This window comes from Anaerosporobacter faecicola (assembly GCF_012070565.1).
GTDB lineage: Bacteria > Bacillota > Clostridia > Lachnospirales > Lachnospiraceae > Anaerosporobacter > Anaerosporobacter faecicola.
Window position 1 is genome coordinate 1 of the sequence record NZ_JAAQRO010000052.1, and the last position, 17,778, is coordinate 17,778.

Below are 17,778 nucleotides of genomic sequence, written 5' to 3' on the forward strand. Positions count from 1 at the left end.
GCAGTTCTTTTTCGTGCTGTCAAGGGTGGCGGCAAGCTACCACAACCTATAATATCTGCAATTTTCAAGGTTCATCTGAGCCTTTTTTCTTTGCTCATTTTTTTCATAAATCATTTGACACTATCTATTGTACTCATATGATACAAGGTTAACAATCATGTATTACTTGCTTGTAAAAAACTTGCCAATGCCTCATAAAACATGTGTTCCAAATACTTTACCCCTTACATCATAATATGATGATACTCTATTTTCTGTCTACAAACAATAGAATATCTTATGTTTTGTGCTTCTTAAAATAGAAAAAAGTCAGCTTTAGCTGACATCTACCTTATGTGCGAGTGTGCATTCCCAGGAGGAGTTATTTAATAGTAAAGTTGGAGGACTTTCTTATTAAAGAAAAAAGAATGCTACAAAACGATTTACGCTCTATAGCATTCTAACATCTTTCATTACAGAACTATGTAATTTCTTCTCTATTGCACTACTATTTCTTCAACGCAACTGTTTTTAAAATGGATTCAAATGTATCAGTTAATACTAATTTGGCATCAGGATTTGTAATAATATGTGAGATTTCCACGTAATTTTCTTCTGTATAGAATTCATAGCATACCAATGACATTGTTAATTTTGATTCCGCATCAGTAGCTGTATAGGAAATCTTATATCCTTTTCCTAATTGTGCATTCACTTCTACCATTTTAAAATCAGTAACACCTTCCGTCGATTTTACGCCTTCCATTTGGCTCTTTAATGATTTTTCCCAGTCTTCATAAGAGATTTCCATTCCAGTATAATCCCCATTAACAACGGTTACACCTTCGTCTTCATTGTTTCCCATTGAGATTGAAATCATCGTAATTGGTTCTTGCGTAGTAATTTTTGTTGTTATGTTTGATGGAGCTGTAAATGTAACATTACCAACTGAATATTCTTTATTCTTCACTTCTTTTTTCGTAACCGTTACTTTACAAGTAAACTTCTTGCCACTAACTTTTGCTGTAATTGTTGCTTTTCCAACTGCTTTTGCTGTTACTTTCCCATTTTTATTAACTGTTGCTACCGATTTTTTACTAGAAGACCAAGTAACTTTCTTCTTGTTTGCGCCAGTCACTTTTAATGTTACTGCTTTACCTACTTCTAATGAAACTTTTGTCTTATTTAATTTTAATGTAGCAGCGTTTGCAACGGTCGTAGTACTTGTTGCAGGAAATGTTACTGGTGTTGTTAAGCCTAACGCCAATACCAATCCGAATGTCATGATCTTTGTTCCTAATTTTCTCATTAAAACTCCTCACCTTTCTTTTATTCCCTATGGAACTAACGATTTGTTATACACCGTGTTCTATATATTGCAATTATACAATTCTTGTTTCAATAATACTATTTATTTTTTATTAACATTTCATTAGAAAATCATAATATTTCATAGTATTACTTTATTTCCCTTGTATTATCCTATAGATTCCTTCCAATAGCTATATCTAAACAGGATTCCCACTCAGCTTTCAAAATTAAAAACTCTTGTACAAGGCTTTTCATAAGCATTGTTTTCCAACATAGTCTTTTCATTATACTATTTTATGTTATAATATGATACAAGGGCCAAAAATCATGTGTTTACAGCTGCCCTTTGCATTACATACATCGTTCCCTTATGACATCTAGGGAATATTTACAATGGTTTTGAATAGGTTTTATAGAATACATATTACAGGGGGTTAGATAATGATCTATCACGATATACTTGAGGCTATGGGCAATACTCCTCTTATTCAACTCAACCATCTGGTTGATGAAAACAGTGCCCGCGTACTAGTAAAATTCGAAGGCTTGAATGTAGGTGGTTCCATTAAGACAAGAACTGCATATAATATGGTTGTAGCAGCTGAAAAAGAAGGTAAACTAAACAAAAATAGTATTATAGTAGAACCGACTAGTGGTAACCAAGGAATTGGTCTTGCTTTAATTGGTGCAGTAAAAGGCTACAAAACAAAAATTGTAATGCCTGATTCGGTAAGTCACGAACGAAGAAAGTTAATTGCACACTACGGCGCTGAAGTAATACTTGTACATGATGCAGGTAATATTGGTGAATGTATCGACCAATGTTTGCAATTGGCCTTAAACATGGCAGATGAAGATCCAAACGTATTCGTTCCACAACAGTTTGCAAATATGGCAAATCCAATGATCCATCGAATCCAGACTGCACAAGAGATTCTCCAACAGATCGATACCACCATTGACGGCTTTTGTTCTGGTATCGGAACAGGCGGTACAATAACAGGAATCGGTGAAGTATTGAAAGAGCATAATCCGAATATCACCATATGGGCTGTTGAACCAGAAAATGCTGCAATATTATCTGGTGGTAGTATTGGAACCCATCTGCAGATGGGTATTGGCGATGGTATCATTCCTCCTGTATTGAATCAGAATATTTATGAAGATATTGCTATCATTACTGATACAGAAGCCTTAGAAACTGCCAAAGATCTTGCTCGCCAAGAAGGAATTATGTGCGGTATTTCCAGTGGAACAAATGTCGCTGCTGCTTTGAAACTCGCTAAGAAACTTGGCAAAGGGAAAACCGTCGTTACCGTTCTTCCAGATACAGCTGAGCGATATTTTAGCACTCCTTTATTTGATTAATATTTCCAGACATGTTTAGATTTTGCTAAAAAACATAGCGTTTTGTTCCATTTTGTAATCAAACTTGATAGGATGGGTATGTAGGACATTGTGTTACTGTTCATTACATAAATTAGGAGGAATCAAGATGGATCTGGCACTTACGCTTATGGCTATCATTGGCGGTACAGTTGGTATTGTATCAACAATCTACTGTACAATCAGTTTACCTGCAGTTATCATATGGAAATTCTATCGTAAAGTAAAGTACAACATTTCTATATTTGATTAATAAACACATCATCATCGACTGCTGTGCTAAAAAGCTGCCTATATAACACCCTCTATTCATTATAGAGCATGTTATATAGGCAGCTTTTTCGTTAGTAAAACAATGTGAACCATCTCCTTCCTAATCACATAAACTAATATAGGATTTTATAATGTAAGGAGAACATATATGGACAGACGTCAAGAACATGGTAGTTTTGATTATCTAACCGATAGTCTCGGTCGTCCAATACCAAACGACAATAACTCCCTCACTGTAGGAAGCAATGGTCCAACTTTACTAGAAGACATTACACAAATCGATAAAATTTCCCATTTCGACAGAGAGAGGATTCCAGAACGAGTTGTTCATGCAAAAGGAGCAGGCGCTTTTGGATATTTTCAAAATTACCGTTGTATGAAAGACTATACCATGGCAGATCTCTTTCAATCACCTAATCAAAAAACAAAAGTATTCGTTCGCTTTTCAACTGTAATTGGTTCCAAAGGCTCTGCGGATACCGCAAGGGATCCAAGAGGATTTGCAGTAAAATTCTATACCAATCAAGGTATCTATGATATTGTAGGAAATGACATTCCTGTGTTCTTTATTCGAGATGCCATTCGTTTTCCTGATGTCATTCATTCCCTTAAACCTTCCCCAGATACCAATATACGTGATCCACAACGATTCTGGGACTTTATCTCCTTATCACCTGAAGCAACCCATATGATCACCTGGGTTTATTCTGATCGAGGCACAATTAAAGATTACCGTAATGTGGACGGATTTGGTGTTAATACCTATGTATGGGTAAATCAACAAGGAAAAAGACACCTCATCAAATATCACTGGAAAACACAGCAAGGTATTGAAACGATTGACCGATTTGAAGCAGAAAAACTTGCAGGTTCTAATCCAGATATTGCAGTAGAAAATCTTTACCAAGCAATTGAATGTGGGAACTATCCACGTTGGGAACTATGTATCCAAATCATGGATCCAGACAATGTTGAATGCTTGGATTTTGACCCATTAGATGACACCAAAACATGGCCTGAAGATGTATTCCCATTAATTCCAATCGGCATGATGACACTTAATGAAAATCCAAGTAACTTCTTTGCACAAGTGGAACAATCCGCTTTCTGTCCTGCAAATTTAGTCCCTGGTGTTGAACTCTCTGCTGATAAGATGTTACAAGGACGTTCTTTCTCTTACCATGATACACAACGATATCGATTAGGCACCAATTTTTCTCAATTACCAATCAATCGCTCCATCAGTCCCGTAGACAATAATCAAAGAGATGGTGAGGGGACCTATCTCTTTAACCCAGAACCTATCAATTATTCACCAAATAGTCTGAATAACAACAAACCACTCCCTTATCCAATTCCTGTTCCAGCTCCAAAAGAAGTTTGTGGTTTTGTCGTTCGAATTCCAATTGAAAATGCAAATGATTTTAAGCAGGCTGGGGAACATTACGACACATTTAATGAAACGGAAAAGAATCATCTCGTAGATAATATTGCCGTTGAATTGTATAAATGCAGAGATGATATTGTAAACCGTGTACTCAACTACTTCATGAATGCCTCGAAAGATTTTGGTTATCGAGTGCTTACCGCAGTAAAAGAATACCGTCAAAAGGACAACTGTTGATACACTGCTATAGGCAGTTCTAATACATAAGGCTCTTATACATAGAGCCTTATGTATTACTTTTTAAATTTAGTTTTTGATTTTTTAACTTTTAATTTTTTATCTTTTTTTCTAACTGTTATTTTACGTAATTGAAAGAATATATTCCCCTACAAAGCTGCTTGACTCCAGATATTCCTGAATAGTATTACAGGCATTTGCATATTCTTCCTGGTCACTATTTTTTCGTTTTTGGAAGTTTTCCAATCCCTCTACAAATAGTAGATGATTACAGGAAGTGTTGTATCTACCTTGCGATTTCCGCAACGCTACGCAGCGAAATAGATACAACAATACAAAAAAGCATCGGTCCTCCTTATTCACCAACTCCTCTAACGACAAACAACAATTTTGATCGAATAGCCCTGCAAAATTCATATTATGTTCGGCATTCAGCAATGCTCCCTTTCTACCAATCGTCCAATCCTGTAATGTATCTTTTACTTTCGTTAAGCATTTCAATTGTAATTCCTTATCTGTTATGTCTACCCTAATTTCTTCCTCTACACGGTTTAGCACATCATATATTGTTGGAAAAGCTTTTACTTCTTTGGTATATGCTTGGTTCTTGAATTTCTCATTCGTGCTGGAATTCAGATTCCAGCCAAATGCCACATAGGAATCCCGTATTCCTTTTTTTAGATAAGCAAGAACTGTTGAATCAAAACCATAGCTAAAACGAAGAATCGCAGCCAGTAAATCAATATGCGTTGATAATAACTCCTCTGGAAATAGTTCAAAGGGATTCATACGCAACATATGTCCAGCACAACGCAACACATCATACCGTTCCACCTTCTGATTATCCCCAAATGCTTTGCTGTATCTTCCCGTATGATATTCGATCATCATAAATGGTTTCTGATATTGCTCGACCAATCGCTTCATCCGTTTTCTATTTTCTTCATATGGATCATGATCCTCAAAGTAATCCTTCTTCGTAATTCCTCCCTGTTCTTGATAATCGATACACGCGTTACGTTCCATGATCTGTAACGTATTTTTTTCTTTTTTACTGCCATATGTAGTTATAGCTGCTGTACTCTTTAATGGAAGCGTCATATAATAACGTAGTTCTTTACTAGAAACCCAATTACCACCACTGATCCAATTGGAACTGTATATTTGCGAATAGGCACTTCTAGCAAGACACTCCTGCATCGGGATGGAAACCATATATCCATTTTCGGAATAACAATACTTCGGTATTTGGAAATTCAGGTAGGAACAATACACATTGGAACATGGAATCATAGGAATAGAACGCATGGGTACTTTACTCACGGTAGTATATTCATTCATTCCATTCCAAGCAGCAATCACTTTCTCTCTTGTTAACTGGTCCTTCCCATATATTACTGTACTGAACACATATAGTCCTCGATTTTCCCCATATAATAAACGTTTTTCCAATACATCTACAACATAGGAAAACCACGCATTTGCAACTTGATTCTCGTATTTTTCTGTGATACTACATATATCAGTTTTGCTGTCTCGTTTGCTTCCGAATAATCGATTCGTTTTGGAGCAAGAGTTTAATTTTGCTTGAGAGCGTGAATCCTGTCGACTTATATTTGCTAAAGAAAAACGATCTACTTGATTCAGAAAGATATCTTCTGGTTGAGAATCATCCCTTTCTTCCTGACTTGAATTCACCTGTTCTTCCATACTCATTGTATTGGGACTCGTCTGTTGTTCATATCCAAGATAATTGAACAATGTATTACCTATTGGATCCTCAGCCTGGTCAGTTTTACTAGATTGTAGTCGATCTATTCGGTTATTATGTTGTATCATTTGCTGTGTATTGTGCTCTATATTCTGCCCCGTACTCTGCTCTGTACGCTGTTCTATATGCTGTTCTATACTCTGCTCCAAACGCTGTTCTGTATTCTGCTCTATATGCTGCTCTGTATTCTGTTGCTGTGTATTTTGTTGTGTACGATATTGTACATTTGGTAGCTTACTCTGCTCATTATTTCGATTCGTTCTTCTCTTTCTTCCTTGTATATTCCAAAATGGAAATCCCACCCCCTGCCTTCTTGGCATATACTGTTGTTCCTGCTGTGGAATTTCCTTTGTTGTAACAATCAGATTATTCAGTATTGGCGGAGAAACGGTGGTATCATTCTCCACTGCTTCTCGCGTTCTGGTTATTCCCTGTTCTGGTAGACGTTTGGCCTCATTCCGATTCTCTAGCTGTGTTAACAATTCATTGATCAGTTCAATGGAATCGTCATAATCAATCCCATTAGAGAAAAAAATCTCTTCTATCTGGCGTAACGTTCCATTATCCAAATGCAATGGTATGGACGTGTTGGCAGAATATAATTGAAATTGTAATTGTGAAGATACCGTATTCGTCTTACTTTTCGATGATGCCCTACTTTGCTCAACAGAACTACTTGCTTCATTTACATTGCTCTTTTGATTTACTTTTGTATACCCTAGTAAAGGTGCAAGATAATCTAATAACTCTTGTTGTCTCCATGTAATCTGCATGATCTGTTCTTCAAGCAACGGTTTTGCCAATACCATAACTACAAATTCTTCTTTCTCCATTACCGACGTAAACCGATCCATTCCAAGAGAAGATATCGTCCCCGTGATCACACCAGGTACCCCTTCTAAAACAGCTGCTTTTTCTTGTTTGCTAATTCTATTTTGCAGTTCCTCTTTTTCTTCCTTAGACAATGCAACGATCGTCGAATTAGGAAAGTTCGTAGTAAAACTAGCATACAGCGTTTCTTCCCCTTCTTGAAGACCTTTTATTTTGCTCATCTGTTCCCCATTTGTTTCACCATAAGGTGCAACTCCATAGTAATATCGTAAATTATTCCCCGTACCTTGAATAACATAAACCAACGTTACCTTCTGTTCTTTCATTGCATCTAATACATTTTCAATTGCATAGAGATTGGTTTGAATAGAATCATAAGATTGGTTTGTAACTTCAAAAAGGCACAAATCACAAAGATCAATCTCTGAATTAGCGGTACTTTTTAGCTTTTTATTCGACGCAAGATACATTGCTGATTTTTGTTGTATCTGTTCAAATGAACTACAAGAGTGCATAACCTCTTCTCCTTTTCATTTTTCTGTTCACTGTTACCTGAAAACACCCGTCTCTATAACTATATGAGCGTAGTTTTAAAAATACGTTTTTTTCTTTCCTCTTTATATGGAATAGAACAACTTCTTCTCCTCATATATTGATAAAAAAGTTATAAAGGGACAATATATGGACTCACAAATCAATGAACAAAGCGTTGATGATCTGATCAATGCTATGTATCAAAACGAAATGGAAACCTTTGATGCAACCTTTGACATTATGAGAAATGAAGTAGTTCCCAGCATTACTACTGCTTTAGAAAGTTTGAACCGTGCACTAGAAGAATATCAGAATGCACAGAGCATTCGCCAAAGTCGGCTTAATACCATTCAAGAAAATGCAGACAAGATCAACTTTACCTATTTCTCACCACTCTGTAAAAATATACAATACAAGATTAACAAATACTATATGTTCCTAAACGAAGAGATTGAACGACTGTCCCTCTTACTAAATGAAGCCAATACAAGTAGCCAGAACATGCTTACATTCCAAGGAGTATGGGATAGTTACGAAAAAGAACTATCGCGATGTATACAAGGTGTAAATCCTAACAATAATCCAAATCGGAATCCGCAAAACATGAACAGAAACTTGAATAACGACAGGAATGAGATGAACCAGAATCAACAAGACATGAACAGAAACTTGAATACTAACAGGAATGAGATGAACCAGAATCAACAAGACATGAACAGAAACTTGAATACTAACAGGAATGAGATAAACCAGAATCAACAAGACATGAACAGAAACTTGAATAATGACAGGAATGAGATGAACCAGAATCAACAAGACATGAACAGGAACTTGAACAATAACAGGAACGAGATGAATCCGAATCAACAAGACATGAACAGAAACCAGCAAAACAATAACAGAAACGGGGTTCGAAGCACCCCTGGTAATCAACAAAATAACCAATTTCCTAGAAATTTCAGAATGCCTCGCTAACAATACCTGAGGAGGTTGTGCAATGTATTCCAATAACAGAAGATGTGCATCACCAGATGGGGTTTCCGTCAGCTTTACAGACCCCTGCATTCAGGTTCCACAACGATTTGCTCAAGCCAAAAGTGGCCGCCTCTATCAATCTTCCACTGATGCGCTACCAATCATAGGAACGCATTCTATCGTATGCCAGCTATGCAATCCTTGTTCAACGAATGTCACTACCTATGTAGATTCTATTTTTTGTGCCAATCATTCAGCAAGTCCTGTTAGCCTTAAGACATTTTACTATGGTTGTATATCTCCTGATACACTGCAGACGATTCCTGCTGCTAATACAAATCTCTATATAGATTGTACCTGCAGTCCAAGAGCATGTTTTCAATGTGGGAATCATATAGAGATTTGTAATGGTACATTAGTTGCCACTCTCGTTGTTGGTGCTTATCAAACATATGCCGTTTCATATAATGGCAGCATGATTCTTTCTCCAGATAGTTCTATTCAATTGCAGCTCTGCTCAATAAACTGTTCGCAGACAGCACTTGCTAGTTTGTCGATCTCTTGGTGGGAAGTCCCTAACTGTGAGAAATATATACGTTGTTGCTTAACATAATACTATCTTTATTTACAAAATATTTCAAAAGACACACCCTTTCGTAATGGCACTCATATACTATAATACAAGGGTCAAAAGGTCTTTTGTTTCTTGTCAAAATACAAAATACCGTTTGGCACTCTCATCATATAATAGATTTCTCCATAATCTGATCCATTTTGTTAAATAATTATGCAGGCAACGATTAGGAGGCTAGATTCATATGAAGCCAAATTACGATTTTACCAATAAAGTAGTCTATGTTACAAAGAAATTCTCCTTTAGTGCTGCCCATCAAATTTTCGGTTGTAAAAAATGTCAAGAACAATTGCATGGACACAATTATGTAGTTGAAGTAACAGTAAAAGGTTCTCTTAATAAAGATGGATTTTTGATCGACCTAGATAAATTAGAGTCTTTGATTAATACACATGTAATATTCAAATTAGACCATAGTGTGCTCAACGATTGTATGAAACCTTTAAATCCAACGGTAGAGTTGCTGGCATTCTATCTCTTTCATGAAATAGAAACTTGCCTGCACATCTGCGAATGTACAGCAAATCTAACGATTGCTTGCGTTACTGTATTTGAAACGGAATCCTATAGCGCAACGATTCAAGGAGGGACCTGAACCCGTTTCAGAAAGAGTCAATGTATAATCCGTAAACTTCCATAGCATTTTTATCAATTCCATGCTATACTAGGCACATATTAATGAACCCAACCTTTCCTATGCTGAAGTAAACGGGATATGAATTTTGGGAGCTTATGCGTTAATATACGGAAGATTTAGATAACAAAGGAGTTTTTTATGAATTATGACAAAGCAATCTGCAGATGCAGAAAGGTTACTTTTGAAGATATTGAACAGGCAGTGGACAATGGTGCTACTTCTTTTGAAGAGGTACAAAAAGAAACTAAGGTTGCCACTGGTTGTGGACGATGTGTAAAACAAGCAATGGAGATTACGAACCATCTGTTACAAAAAGCAAACAAATCACAAAGTAATGAATAAACTTGTACAATAAGAAAAAGACAATCTTGATCTATAACATACAACTCCTGTTATAGATTAGATTGTCTTTTCTTATACCCCTTCCAAATCGAATTCTGGTATAAAGCTTTCTTTTGCCGTATTCCCTTCTTGGATAAATCCATTCTCTACCCCTAATTCAATCGCATAGTTTACTAATTTATTATATTCATATCTTGTGACTTTCCGATTTATTTCTGGAAAAGATGCTACCTGTGGTAACGGCGTATATTGATTCATTAAACTTAGAAAAATCTTGTTATGATAAGTTTGATAGAGGTATGCAACCACCTCTTTGGAATCCATTAATCCACCTGGTAACAATAGATGTCGAACAATCACACCTTTTTTCATAATCCCTGTTTTCTCATCAATCACTGGTTCTCCTACCTGACGAACCATTTCTTCTAATGCACGGGAAGCTACCGTAAAATAATCTTTTGCATGAGAGTAACGCATACTCATGGTAGAATCCTTATACTTCATATCCGGAAGATAGATATCGATACAACCATCTAGCATTTGAATGGTTTCCAAGTTTTCGTAGCACCCCGTATTATACACAAACGGAAGGGAGAATCCCTTTTCTCTTGCTCTATGAATTGCCTCTACGATCAGCGGAACGTAATGAGTCGGTGTAACTAGATTAATATTGTTTGCACCCTTTTGTTCAAGTTCGAAGAAGATCTCCACAAGTCGTTCAAGCGAAATTTTCTTTCCTACATCACCTTTTGCAATATTCTGGTTTTGACAAAAGACACAACCAATATTACACCCACTAAAAAAAACTGCTCCCGAACCATTTTCTCCTGATATACAAGGTTCCTCCCACATATGCAAAGCAGCTCTTGCCACCACTAATTCGCTTGTTTGTCCACAAACTCCTACCTTTCCTGCTTCCCTGTCTACTCCACAATTTCTCGCACATAACTTACACTTTTCTAATCCATACATCGTATTCCCTCTAATTCATAACGAATAAACCAATCCTTCTTCCCGGATGGATCGTATCCTTTTATCTTCAAATCTTTACTCAACAAATCCTACACTGTTTCCAAAAGACTCATTTATTCAATCAATTCTTGCTCTCGAAATAAAGCATTCACCGCATCTTCATATTCGCTTGCTTTTTGTGCTTTTTTAATCTTTTTCGCGTATTTCTCCGAATTTGTGAACATGGAACTCATATAGAACCAAAATTCCTTCATCTTAAACATTGCATTTCTTTCTTCTGCCATAAGAATACGGTAACCTTTGTACACTTCATCATGGAACCGTTTCACCGTCAACTTATTCTTCTTTTCTTCTCCTAATATACTAAAGATTAGATTAGGATTTCCAATCAACCCTCGGCCAATCATGATTCGATCCACAGTTGGAAAACGTTCTGTAATCCTCTCATAATCAGCTACTGTAGTAATATCACCATTGTAACACAATGGATGATGACAATGCTTTACCGCTTCTTCAAACATGGTAAGATTCGGGCTGTTTTTATAAAAATCCTTCTGCACACGAGGATGAATAATCAACTCTTCTAATGGATAACGATCATAAATTTCTAATAAACGATAGAATTCTTCTGGATCTTCCTTTCCAATTCGTGTCTTTATTGATATCTTCAATTGGGATTCTGCAAAAATTTCCGCTAAGAATGTATCAAGCTCCTCCGGATAAGCTAAGAATCCAGAACCTTTCTTCTTCGAAACTACCGTTCCAGAAGGACAGCCTAGATTTAGGTTAATCGTATCATAACCCAAAGACTCCATCTTTTTTGCCGCGAGAATAAAATCTTTGGCATTGCAGGTTAATATTTGCGGAATTAAAGTTATTCCTTGATTGTTCTCAGGTAAAATATCTGTAATCTCTCTATTTTTATAATTACCAGATCCATTAGCGCACACAAAGGGTGCAAAATAACGATCAATCTTACCAAAATACGTTTCAAAAGCATTTCGATATACATATCGCGTCACACCCTCCATTGGCGCAAAATAAAATTTCATATGGACGTTCTCCTTCATTCTACATATTCTTTGCTATTATACAATGAATTCAAAAAAACTTCCATGCTGTTTTTTAGAAAACGGCTGATCCGTTACTTATTTCACTTTTTACTTATTTCTCTTTTTACTAACTACGTCAAAAATAACAGCTCCTAGTAAAACAAAGCCTTTTACCACCCTTTGATAGTTTGCATCAACTCCCATGATCGACATTCCAAGATTGATGACACCCATCAAGACAGCTCCAATGATAACTCCTGCTACCGTACCGACACCACCATAGGCAGAGGCACCACCAATAAAACAAGAACCAATTGCGTCCATCTCATAATTCTGTCCATACGTTGGTTGTGCAGAAGTCATACGTGCTATCGTCAACATACCTGCTAAGGCAGCTAAAAATCCCATATTGCAATATGCTAAGAAGTACACTTTATCCGTATTGATACCAGATAATTTTGTTGCCTTCTCATTGCCACCAACTGCATAGAAATGTCGCCCTGTTGTAGTTTTAGATGTTATGTAACCATATACAAGAACAACAATCAAAACCCAGATCAAGGCAGTTGGAATACCACGATACTTTGAAATTTTATAGGTAAATGCCAAAACTACTGCACATATTACAACGGTTTTTGCAATCATTGCAGATAAGCTTTCTGTTGCATAACCTTTCTTCACTCGGTTTCTTCTTCCCATAACCTGAATAATCACATAGATGACACAGGCAAGAACACCAAGCAACATACTTGTCAAGTTAAATTCTTCTATACCGAATACATCTGGTATGTAACAGTCGGCACCTCCACCGAATATCTTAATAAATCCCTTTGATGTAATTGACTCCGTTTGACCATTCAATACGACATTGGATAGGCCTCGGAAGATCAGCATACCTGCAAGGGTAACAATGAATGGAGGTACCCGAACAAATGCAATCCAAAATCCTTGCCACGCTCCAATCAAGGTACCAATTACCAACATAACAATCACGGCAAGTACTGGATTCATACCCATACTTTCCATTAATTTCGCACCAATAGCACCAACAAAACAAACAACCGATCCTACGGATAGATCGATATTTCCACCAGTCAATATACAGAGCAACATACCGGTTGCAAGTACGAATACATACGCATTCTGGGCAATTAAGTTACTTACATTCTGCGGTAATAGTAACTTCCCTCCTGTTTGCCAGGTGAAAAACAATGTTACAAAAAGCAATGCAATCACCATGGTATATTTCTTCATGCCTTCATTTAATTTGGTCTTATCCATACTATGATTCTCCTCTCTTTTAACGAAATGACGTTTTGTACTCTAAATCGTTGCTTCATACAAAGCGTTTCGATTCTTTATTCCCTACCCATTACTTGATTTTAGAATACATGACATAATCTCTTCTTGTGAGGTATCCTCTGCTTGAACCATTCCCACGATTCTACCCTCATTCATAACATAGATTCGGTCACACATACCTAACACTTCTGGAAGTTCGGAGGAAATCATAATCACAGATTTACCTTCTGCAACAAGTTGATTCATGATAGAATAGATTTCATACTTTGCCCCGACATCAATTCCCCTTGTTGGCTCATCTAGAATTAGCACGTCAGGATTGGCAAACATCCATTTTGCAAGCAAAACCTTCTGCTGGTTTCCTCCACTTAGATTTCCTGCATTTTGTTCAACCGAACTGCATTTCGTCCGTAATTTCTTCACATAATCGCAGGCAACATGGTATTCTTTATCCTTGTCAATCACCGTATGATTACTTATTTCTTCCATGTTTGCCATGGTTGTATTTTTCTTGATGGAATTGCTTAAGATCAATCCATTTCCCTTTCGATCTTCCGTAACATACGCAAGTTTATGTTGAATCGCAGCTTTGACATTCTTAAGTTCTACTTCTTTCCCATGAATCTCAATACTACCTGTAATATTCGTACCATAACTTTTTCCAAATACACTCATTGCAAGTTCTGTCCGACCTGCTCCCATCAGTCCGGATATCCCAACGATCTCCCCTTTTCGCACATACATACTCACGTGATCCACTACTTTTCTCTCTGTATAGAGTGGATGATAGACATTCCAATCTTTAATCTCCAATGCGATTGCTCCAATTTCCTTGTTCTCTCTCTTTGGGAACCGATCGGTTAGTTCACGACCTACCATTCCTTTAATGATTCTTGATTCCGATATGCAATCCTTATTCTTATCCAATGTCTCTATTGTAGAACCATCTCGAATCACCGTGATACGATCTGCAACGTAAGAAATCTCATTTAATTTATGTGAAATAATAATTGATGTTAGTCCCTTCTTCTTCAATTGAAGCAGTAGATCCAACAATGCTTTTGAATCTGATTCATTCAGGGAAGCAGTTGGCTCATCAAGAATTAATAGTTTTGCGTCCTTTGCCAGTGCCTTTGCAATCTCTACTAACTGCTGTTTTCCAATCCCCAAATCTTTGACCAATGTTTTAGAGGATTCTTTGAGTCCTACTATTTTCAAATACTCATCTGCTTTTCCATAGGTTTCACTCCAACTAATATTAAACTTCGAACCTCGTTCATTGCCAAGAAACATGTTCTCACCAATGGTCATATATGGAATCAATGCAAGCTCCTGATGTATGATAACGATTCCTTTGCTTTCACTATCTTTGATCTGTTGAAATTTACATACTTCCCCTTCATATAAGATCTCACCTTCATATGTACCATATGGATAGATTCCACTTAGCACATTCATGAGCGTTGACTTACCAGCTCCATTTTCTCCTACCAATGCGTGGATTTCTCCTTTTTCTACTTGTAGATTCACATTGTCAAGAGCTTTTACACCAGGAAATGTCTTGGTAATCTGTTTCATCTCCAATATACTATTTGCCAAATCAATCCCTCCATTTTCCTTTTTACAATGATTCCATTTTCTTGTCATGTTGAAAGTGCATGATTTTAGAAAATGCACTTTCAACATAACCTTTATGATCATAATCTGTAACTGTAGTTAACCATGTAAACAGTTACTAACTTTATGCATTTCCTATTTCAAATCATCTTCTGAATAGTAACCGGAATCAATTAATAATTCTTTATAATTATTTAAATCTGCAAAAACTGGTTCACAAAGGTAAGATGGAATGATTCCAGTACCATTGTCGTAACTCTTTGTATCATTGATTGGAGCTTCTCCACCTTTCATGATTGCATCAACCATAGATACAACTTGTGTTGCTAACGTACGTGTATCTTTAAAAATTGACATAGACTGTTTTCCCGCAATCATATTCTTTACATTAGCGATATCACAATCCTGCCCTGTGATTACTGGATAATCTCCTGTGTAATTTGCTGCAAGTGCATTTTCTACACCTAAAGCAGTAGAGTCATTGGAACAAAGAACAACATCTAATTTTGTTCCTCCTGCATAGTAAGAAGATAAGATATTTTCCATTCTGGATTGTGCTGCATCAGTTGCCCAGTTAGCAGTTGCTACAGTTGCAAAATCCAATTGTCCAGAAGGAATAACGATTTTTCCAGCATCAATGTATGGTTTTAAAACATCAATAGCACCATTGTAGAAGAATTTTGCATTGTTATCTCCTGGATCTCCTGTGAATACTTCCATATTAAATGGTCCTGCTGCATTGTCTAAGTCTAATGCTTCTTTTATGTACTCTCCTTGTTTTGTTCCAACCATATAATTATCAAAGGTTGCATAATACGTTACCGCATCCGAATTCATGATCAATCGGTCATATGCAATAACTGGGATATTCGCTTCTTTCGCTTGTGCTAATACTGTTCCAAGGGAATCTCCATCAATGGAAGCAATAACTAATAATTTGCAACCGTTTGAGATCATATTCTCTACTTGTGAAACCTGCGTCGGAATATCATTGGAAGCATACTGTAGATCCACATCATATCCTGCTTCTTTTAGTTGTGCTTCCATGTTCGTTCCATCTTGATTCCATCGTTGTAAATCCTTTGTAGGCATTGCTACACCAACTAGGCCACCACCTGAAGTATCACTGGAGCTTTCTTCTGTCTTTGTTGTAGTAGAAGCTTCTTTTCCCTCATTTTTATTTGAGGAATTCTTACTACACCCCGTAAATACACTTGCTACCATTACTACTGTTAATAGAACACTAAGTAACTTCTTTTTCATGAAAAATCCTCCCTTTCATTCGGTTGTTTTGTGTCCAAAAGAATGCATCTTATACATTCTCAAACATCGAAAACAAATGATTTGTTTCCTTGCATTTACAATATCACGAAAAGAATAGGAAGAACTTGCTACTTCCTTCAATATTTAAGTGCAAAAAAATGCTAAAAAAAAAGATGCTAGCACACGTTTCTTTGTACTAGCATCTAAACAAGAGGACTACTCATGTTCTCCCTTCGGTTCTTCTGGAACATTGAGATATACATCTTCTCTTAAATGATAACCACTATTAATAATCACTTCATCCATATTTTCTTTCATTACCGCAATTGGTTCTAAAAAGACATAAGGCACTTGCTTCTCTCCATCTTCCATTATTGGTAAATCTCCCAAATACTCTTTCTTGGCTAACTTAATGGCATATTCTGCTGCTGTCTGCGCTAATTTCTCTACTGGTTTATAGACGGTCATTACCTGTGTTCCTTCTACAATCCTTTGACACGCTTCAAGGTCTGCATCTTGCCCAACTACACAGATTTTACCTGCTAATCGTTTTTCTGCTAATGCACGTACGACCTGTGTTGCAATACTATCATTACCACACATGATCCCATCCACTTCTTTAACTTTATTAAAATTAGCATATACATAGTCTCCGCCTAATTCAGCTTTCCAACTGTCACAATTCAATACATCAACAATTTCAACAGACTCCTGGTCCATTACGTTTCGAAACCCAGTATCTACATAGAAAACATTGTTATCTGTGGTTGGACCACAAAGCATTAGTACCTTTTTGTTCTTCAATCCTTCCTGTACGAGTGCTTCTGCCATCATCGTACCTACCATTTCATTATCAAAGGATATAAAAAGATCAACATCCGCTTCATTAATCATACGATCATAAGCAATTACTTTAATTCCTGCATTTTTTGCTTTCTTAACAACCCCACGCAATTCATTGGAATCAATGCATATGATTACAATCACATCCATCTTCTTATTAATAAAATATTCAATCTGGGCGATCTGTTCTCTAGTATCTCCATTTGCATTCTGTACATTTACTTCCGCTCCATATTCTCGTGCTGTGGAAACAAACACATCCCGATCACGCTGCCACCGCTCAATAACAAAGGAATCAAAGCTCATACCAATCTTTATGGAAGTTGTTTTTTCTTCTACTAGTGTTTCTTTCTCTCCACTTGCTACCTTACACCCCGTCATACAAAGTAAACAAAGAATACATACAAAAGTTACACATTGCTTCATCTTGCT

The 17,778-nt window shown here is 36.6% G+C and carries 15 protein-coding genes; 7 read left to right on the plus strand and 8 right to left on the minus strand.

Annotation, left to right across the window (positions count from 1 at the left end):
• Positions 1-487 precede the first annotated feature (487 nt).
• The gene (locus tag HBB17_RS19035; RefSeq protein ID WP_238483811.1) at positions 488-1,288 is read right to left on the minus strand and encodes an Ig-like domain-containing protein; all 801 of its coding nucleotides are present in this window, start codon (positions 1,286-1,288) and stop codon (positions 488-490) included.
• A 443-nt stretch (positions 1,289-1,731) separates the two neighbouring features.
• Between HBB17_RS19035 and cysK the strand changes: the two genes are divergently transcribed.
• From cysK to HBB17_RS19050, 3 genes are all read left to right on the plus strand, one after another.
• On the plus strand, positions 1,732-2,658 hold the full coding sequence (gene cysK, locus HBB17_RS19040) for a cysteine synthase A (protein WP_167959086.1): 927 nt from the start codon (positions 1,732-1,734) through the stop codon (positions 2,656-2,658).
• A 127-nt stretch (positions 2,659-2,785) separates the two neighbouring features.
• Positions 2,786-2,929 (plus strand): hypothetical protein, encoded by a 144-nt coding sequence (locus HBB17_RS19045; RefSeq protein ID WP_167959087.1) that lies wholly within the window; start codon positions 2,786-2,788, stop codon positions 2,927-2,929.
• A 168-nt stretch (positions 2,930-3,097) separates the two neighbouring features.
• Complete coding sequence (locus HBB17_RS19050; RefSeq protein ID WP_167959088.1) at positions 3,098-4,573, plus strand: catalase; 1,476 nt, start codon at positions 3,098-3,100, stop codon at positions 4,571-4,573.
• Between the two features lie 123 nt (positions 4,574-4,696).
• Here the strand turns inward: HBB17_RS19050 and HBB17_RS19055 are convergent, their stop codons facing one another.
• The gene (locus HBB17_RS19055) at positions 4,697-7,690 is read right to left on the minus strand and encodes a ring-infected erythrocyte surface antigen domain-containing protein (protein ID WP_167959089.1); all 2,994 of its coding nucleotides are present in this window, start codon (positions 7,688-7,690) and stop codon (positions 4,697-4,699) included.
• 166 nt (positions 7,691-7,856) lie between these two features.
• Between HBB17_RS19055 and HBB17_RS19060 the strand changes: the two genes are divergently transcribed.
• The 4 genes from HBB17_RS19060 (at position 7,857) to HBB17_RS19075 (ending at position 10,297) form a co-directional block, all read left to right on the plus strand.
• On the plus strand, positions 7,857-8,684 hold the full coding sequence (locus tag HBB17_RS19060) for a hypothetical protein (RefSeq protein ID WP_167959090.1): 828 nt from the start codon (positions 7,857-7,859) through the stop codon (positions 8,682-8,684).
• Between the two features lie 22 nt (positions 8,685-8,706).
• Positions 8,707-9,297, plus strand: coding sequence for a hypothetical protein (locus HBB17_RS19065; protein ID WP_167959091.1), 591 nt, complete (start codon positions 8,707-8,709; stop codon positions 9,295-9,297).
• A gap of 205 nt (positions 9,298-9,502) precedes the next feature.
• The gene (locus HBB17_RS19070; RefSeq protein WP_167959092.1) at positions 9,503-9,913 is read left to right on the plus strand and encodes a 6-pyruvoyl trahydropterin synthase family protein; all 411 of its coding nucleotides are present in this window, start codon (positions 9,503-9,505) and stop codon (positions 9,911-9,913) included.
• 180 nt (positions 9,914-10,093) lie between these two features.
• Positions 10,094-10,297: a (2Fe-2S)-binding protein gene (locus HBB17_RS19075; RefSeq protein WP_167959093.1), complete on the plus strand. Its 204-nt coding sequence runs from the start codon at positions 10,094-10,096 to the stop codon at positions 10,295-10,297.
• 72 nt (positions 10,298-10,369) lie between these two features.
• On the opposite strand, the gene HBB17_RS19080 is transcribed toward HBB17_RS19075, so the two are convergent.
• The 6 genes from HBB17_RS19080 to HBB17_RS19105 form a co-directional block, all read right to left on the minus strand.
• On the minus strand, positions 10,370-11,269 hold the full coding sequence (locus HBB17_RS19080) for a 4Fe-4S cluster-binding domain-containing protein (RefSeq protein WP_167959094.1): 900 nt from the start codon (positions 11,267-11,269) through the stop codon (positions 10,370-10,372).
• 113 nt (positions 11,270-11,382) lie between these two features.
• Positions 11,383-12,321 (minus strand): tRNA dihydrouridine synthase, encoded by a 939-nt coding sequence (locus tag HBB17_RS19085; protein WP_167959095.1) that lies wholly within the window; start codon positions 12,319-12,321, stop codon positions 11,383-11,385.
• 108 nt (positions 12,322-12,429) lie between these two features.
• Positions 12,430-13,602, minus strand: coding sequence for a multiple monosaccharide ABC transporter permease (gene mmsB / locus HBB17_RS19090; protein ID WP_167959096.1), 1,173 nt, complete (start codon positions 13,600-13,602; stop codon positions 12,430-12,432).
• An 84-nt stretch (positions 13,603-13,686) separates the two neighbouring features.
• Positions 13,687-15,222: a multiple monosaccharide ABC transporter ATP-binding protein gene (gene mmsA, locus HBB17_RS19095; RefSeq protein WP_167959338.1), complete on the minus strand. Its 1,536-nt coding sequence runs from the start codon at positions 15,220-15,222 to the stop codon at positions 13,687-13,689.
• Positions 15,223-15,375: 153 nt separating this feature from the next.
• A complete protein-coding gene (gene chvE, locus HBB17_RS19100) occupies positions 15,376-16,503 on the minus strand; it encodes a multiple monosaccharide ABC transporter substrate-binding protein (protein ID WP_167959098.1) in 1,128 nt (375 codons plus the stop codon).
• A gap of 216 nt (positions 16,504-16,719) precedes the next feature.
• On the minus strand, positions 16,720-17,772 hold the full coding sequence (locus HBB17_RS19105) for a substrate-binding domain-containing protein (RefSeq protein ID WP_167959100.1): 1,053 nt from the start codon (positions 17,770-17,772) through the stop codon (positions 16,720-16,722).
• Between the last annotated feature and the right edge of the window lie 6 nt (positions 17,773-17,778).

What these genes read in the sequence shown, in the direction of transcription:
- HBB17_RS19035 (WP_238483811.1), bottom strand. Translation starts at nt 1,288, where the DNA reads ATGAGAAAATTAGGAACAAAGATCATGACATTCGGATTGGTATTGGCG.
- cysK (WP_167959086.1), top strand. Translation starts at nt 1,732, where the DNA reads ATGATCTATCACGATATACTTGAGGCTATGGGCAATACTCCTCTTATT.
- HBB17_RS19045 (WP_167959087.1), top strand. Translation starts at nt 2,786, where the DNA reads ATGGATCTGGCACTTACGCTTATGGCTATCATTGGCGGTACAGTTGGT.
- HBB17_RS19050 (WP_167959088.1), top strand. Translation starts at nt 3,098, where the DNA reads ATGGACAGACGTCAAGAACATGGTAGTTTTGATTATCTAACCGATAGT.
- HBB17_RS19055 (WP_167959089.1), bottom strand. Translation starts at nt 7,690, where the DNA reads ATGCACTCTTGTAGTTCATTTGAACAGATACAACAAAAATCAGCAATG.
- HBB17_RS19060 (WP_167959090.1), top strand. Translation starts at nt 7,857, where the DNA reads ATGGACTCACAAATCAATGAACAAAGCGTTGATGATCTGATCAATGCT.
- HBB17_RS19065 (WP_167959091.1), top strand. Translation starts at nt 8,707, where the DNA reads ATGTATTCCAATAACAGAAGATGTGCATCACCAGATGGGGTTTCCGTC.
- HBB17_RS19070 (WP_167959092.1), top strand. Translation starts at nt 9,503, where the DNA reads ATGAAGCCAAATTACGATTTTACCAATAAAGTAGTCTATGTTACAAAG.
- HBB17_RS19075 (WP_167959093.1), top strand. Translation starts at nt 10,094, where the DNA reads ATGAATTATGACAAAGCAATCTGCAGATGCAGAAAGGTTACTTTTGAA.
- HBB17_RS19080 (WP_167959094.1), bottom strand. Translation starts at nt 11,269, where the DNA reads ATGTATGGATTAGAAAAGTGTAAGTTATGTGCGAGAAATTGTGGAGTA.
- HBB17_RS19085 (WP_167959095.1), bottom strand. Translation starts at nt 12,321, where the DNA reads ATGAAATTTTATTTTGCGCCAATGGAGGGTGTGACGCGATATGTATAT.
- mmsB (WP_167959096.1), bottom strand. Translation starts at nt 13,602, where the DNA reads ATGGATAAGACCAAATTAAATGAAGGCATGAAGAAATATACCATGGTG.
- chvE (WP_167959098.1), bottom strand. Translation starts at nt 16,503, where the DNA reads ATGAAAAAGAAGTTACTTAGTGTTCTATTAACAGTAGTAATGGTAGCA.
- HBB17_RS19105 (WP_167959100.1), bottom strand. Translation starts at nt 17,772, where the DNA reads ATGAAGCAATGTGTAACTTTTGTATGTATTCTTTGTTTACTTTGTATG.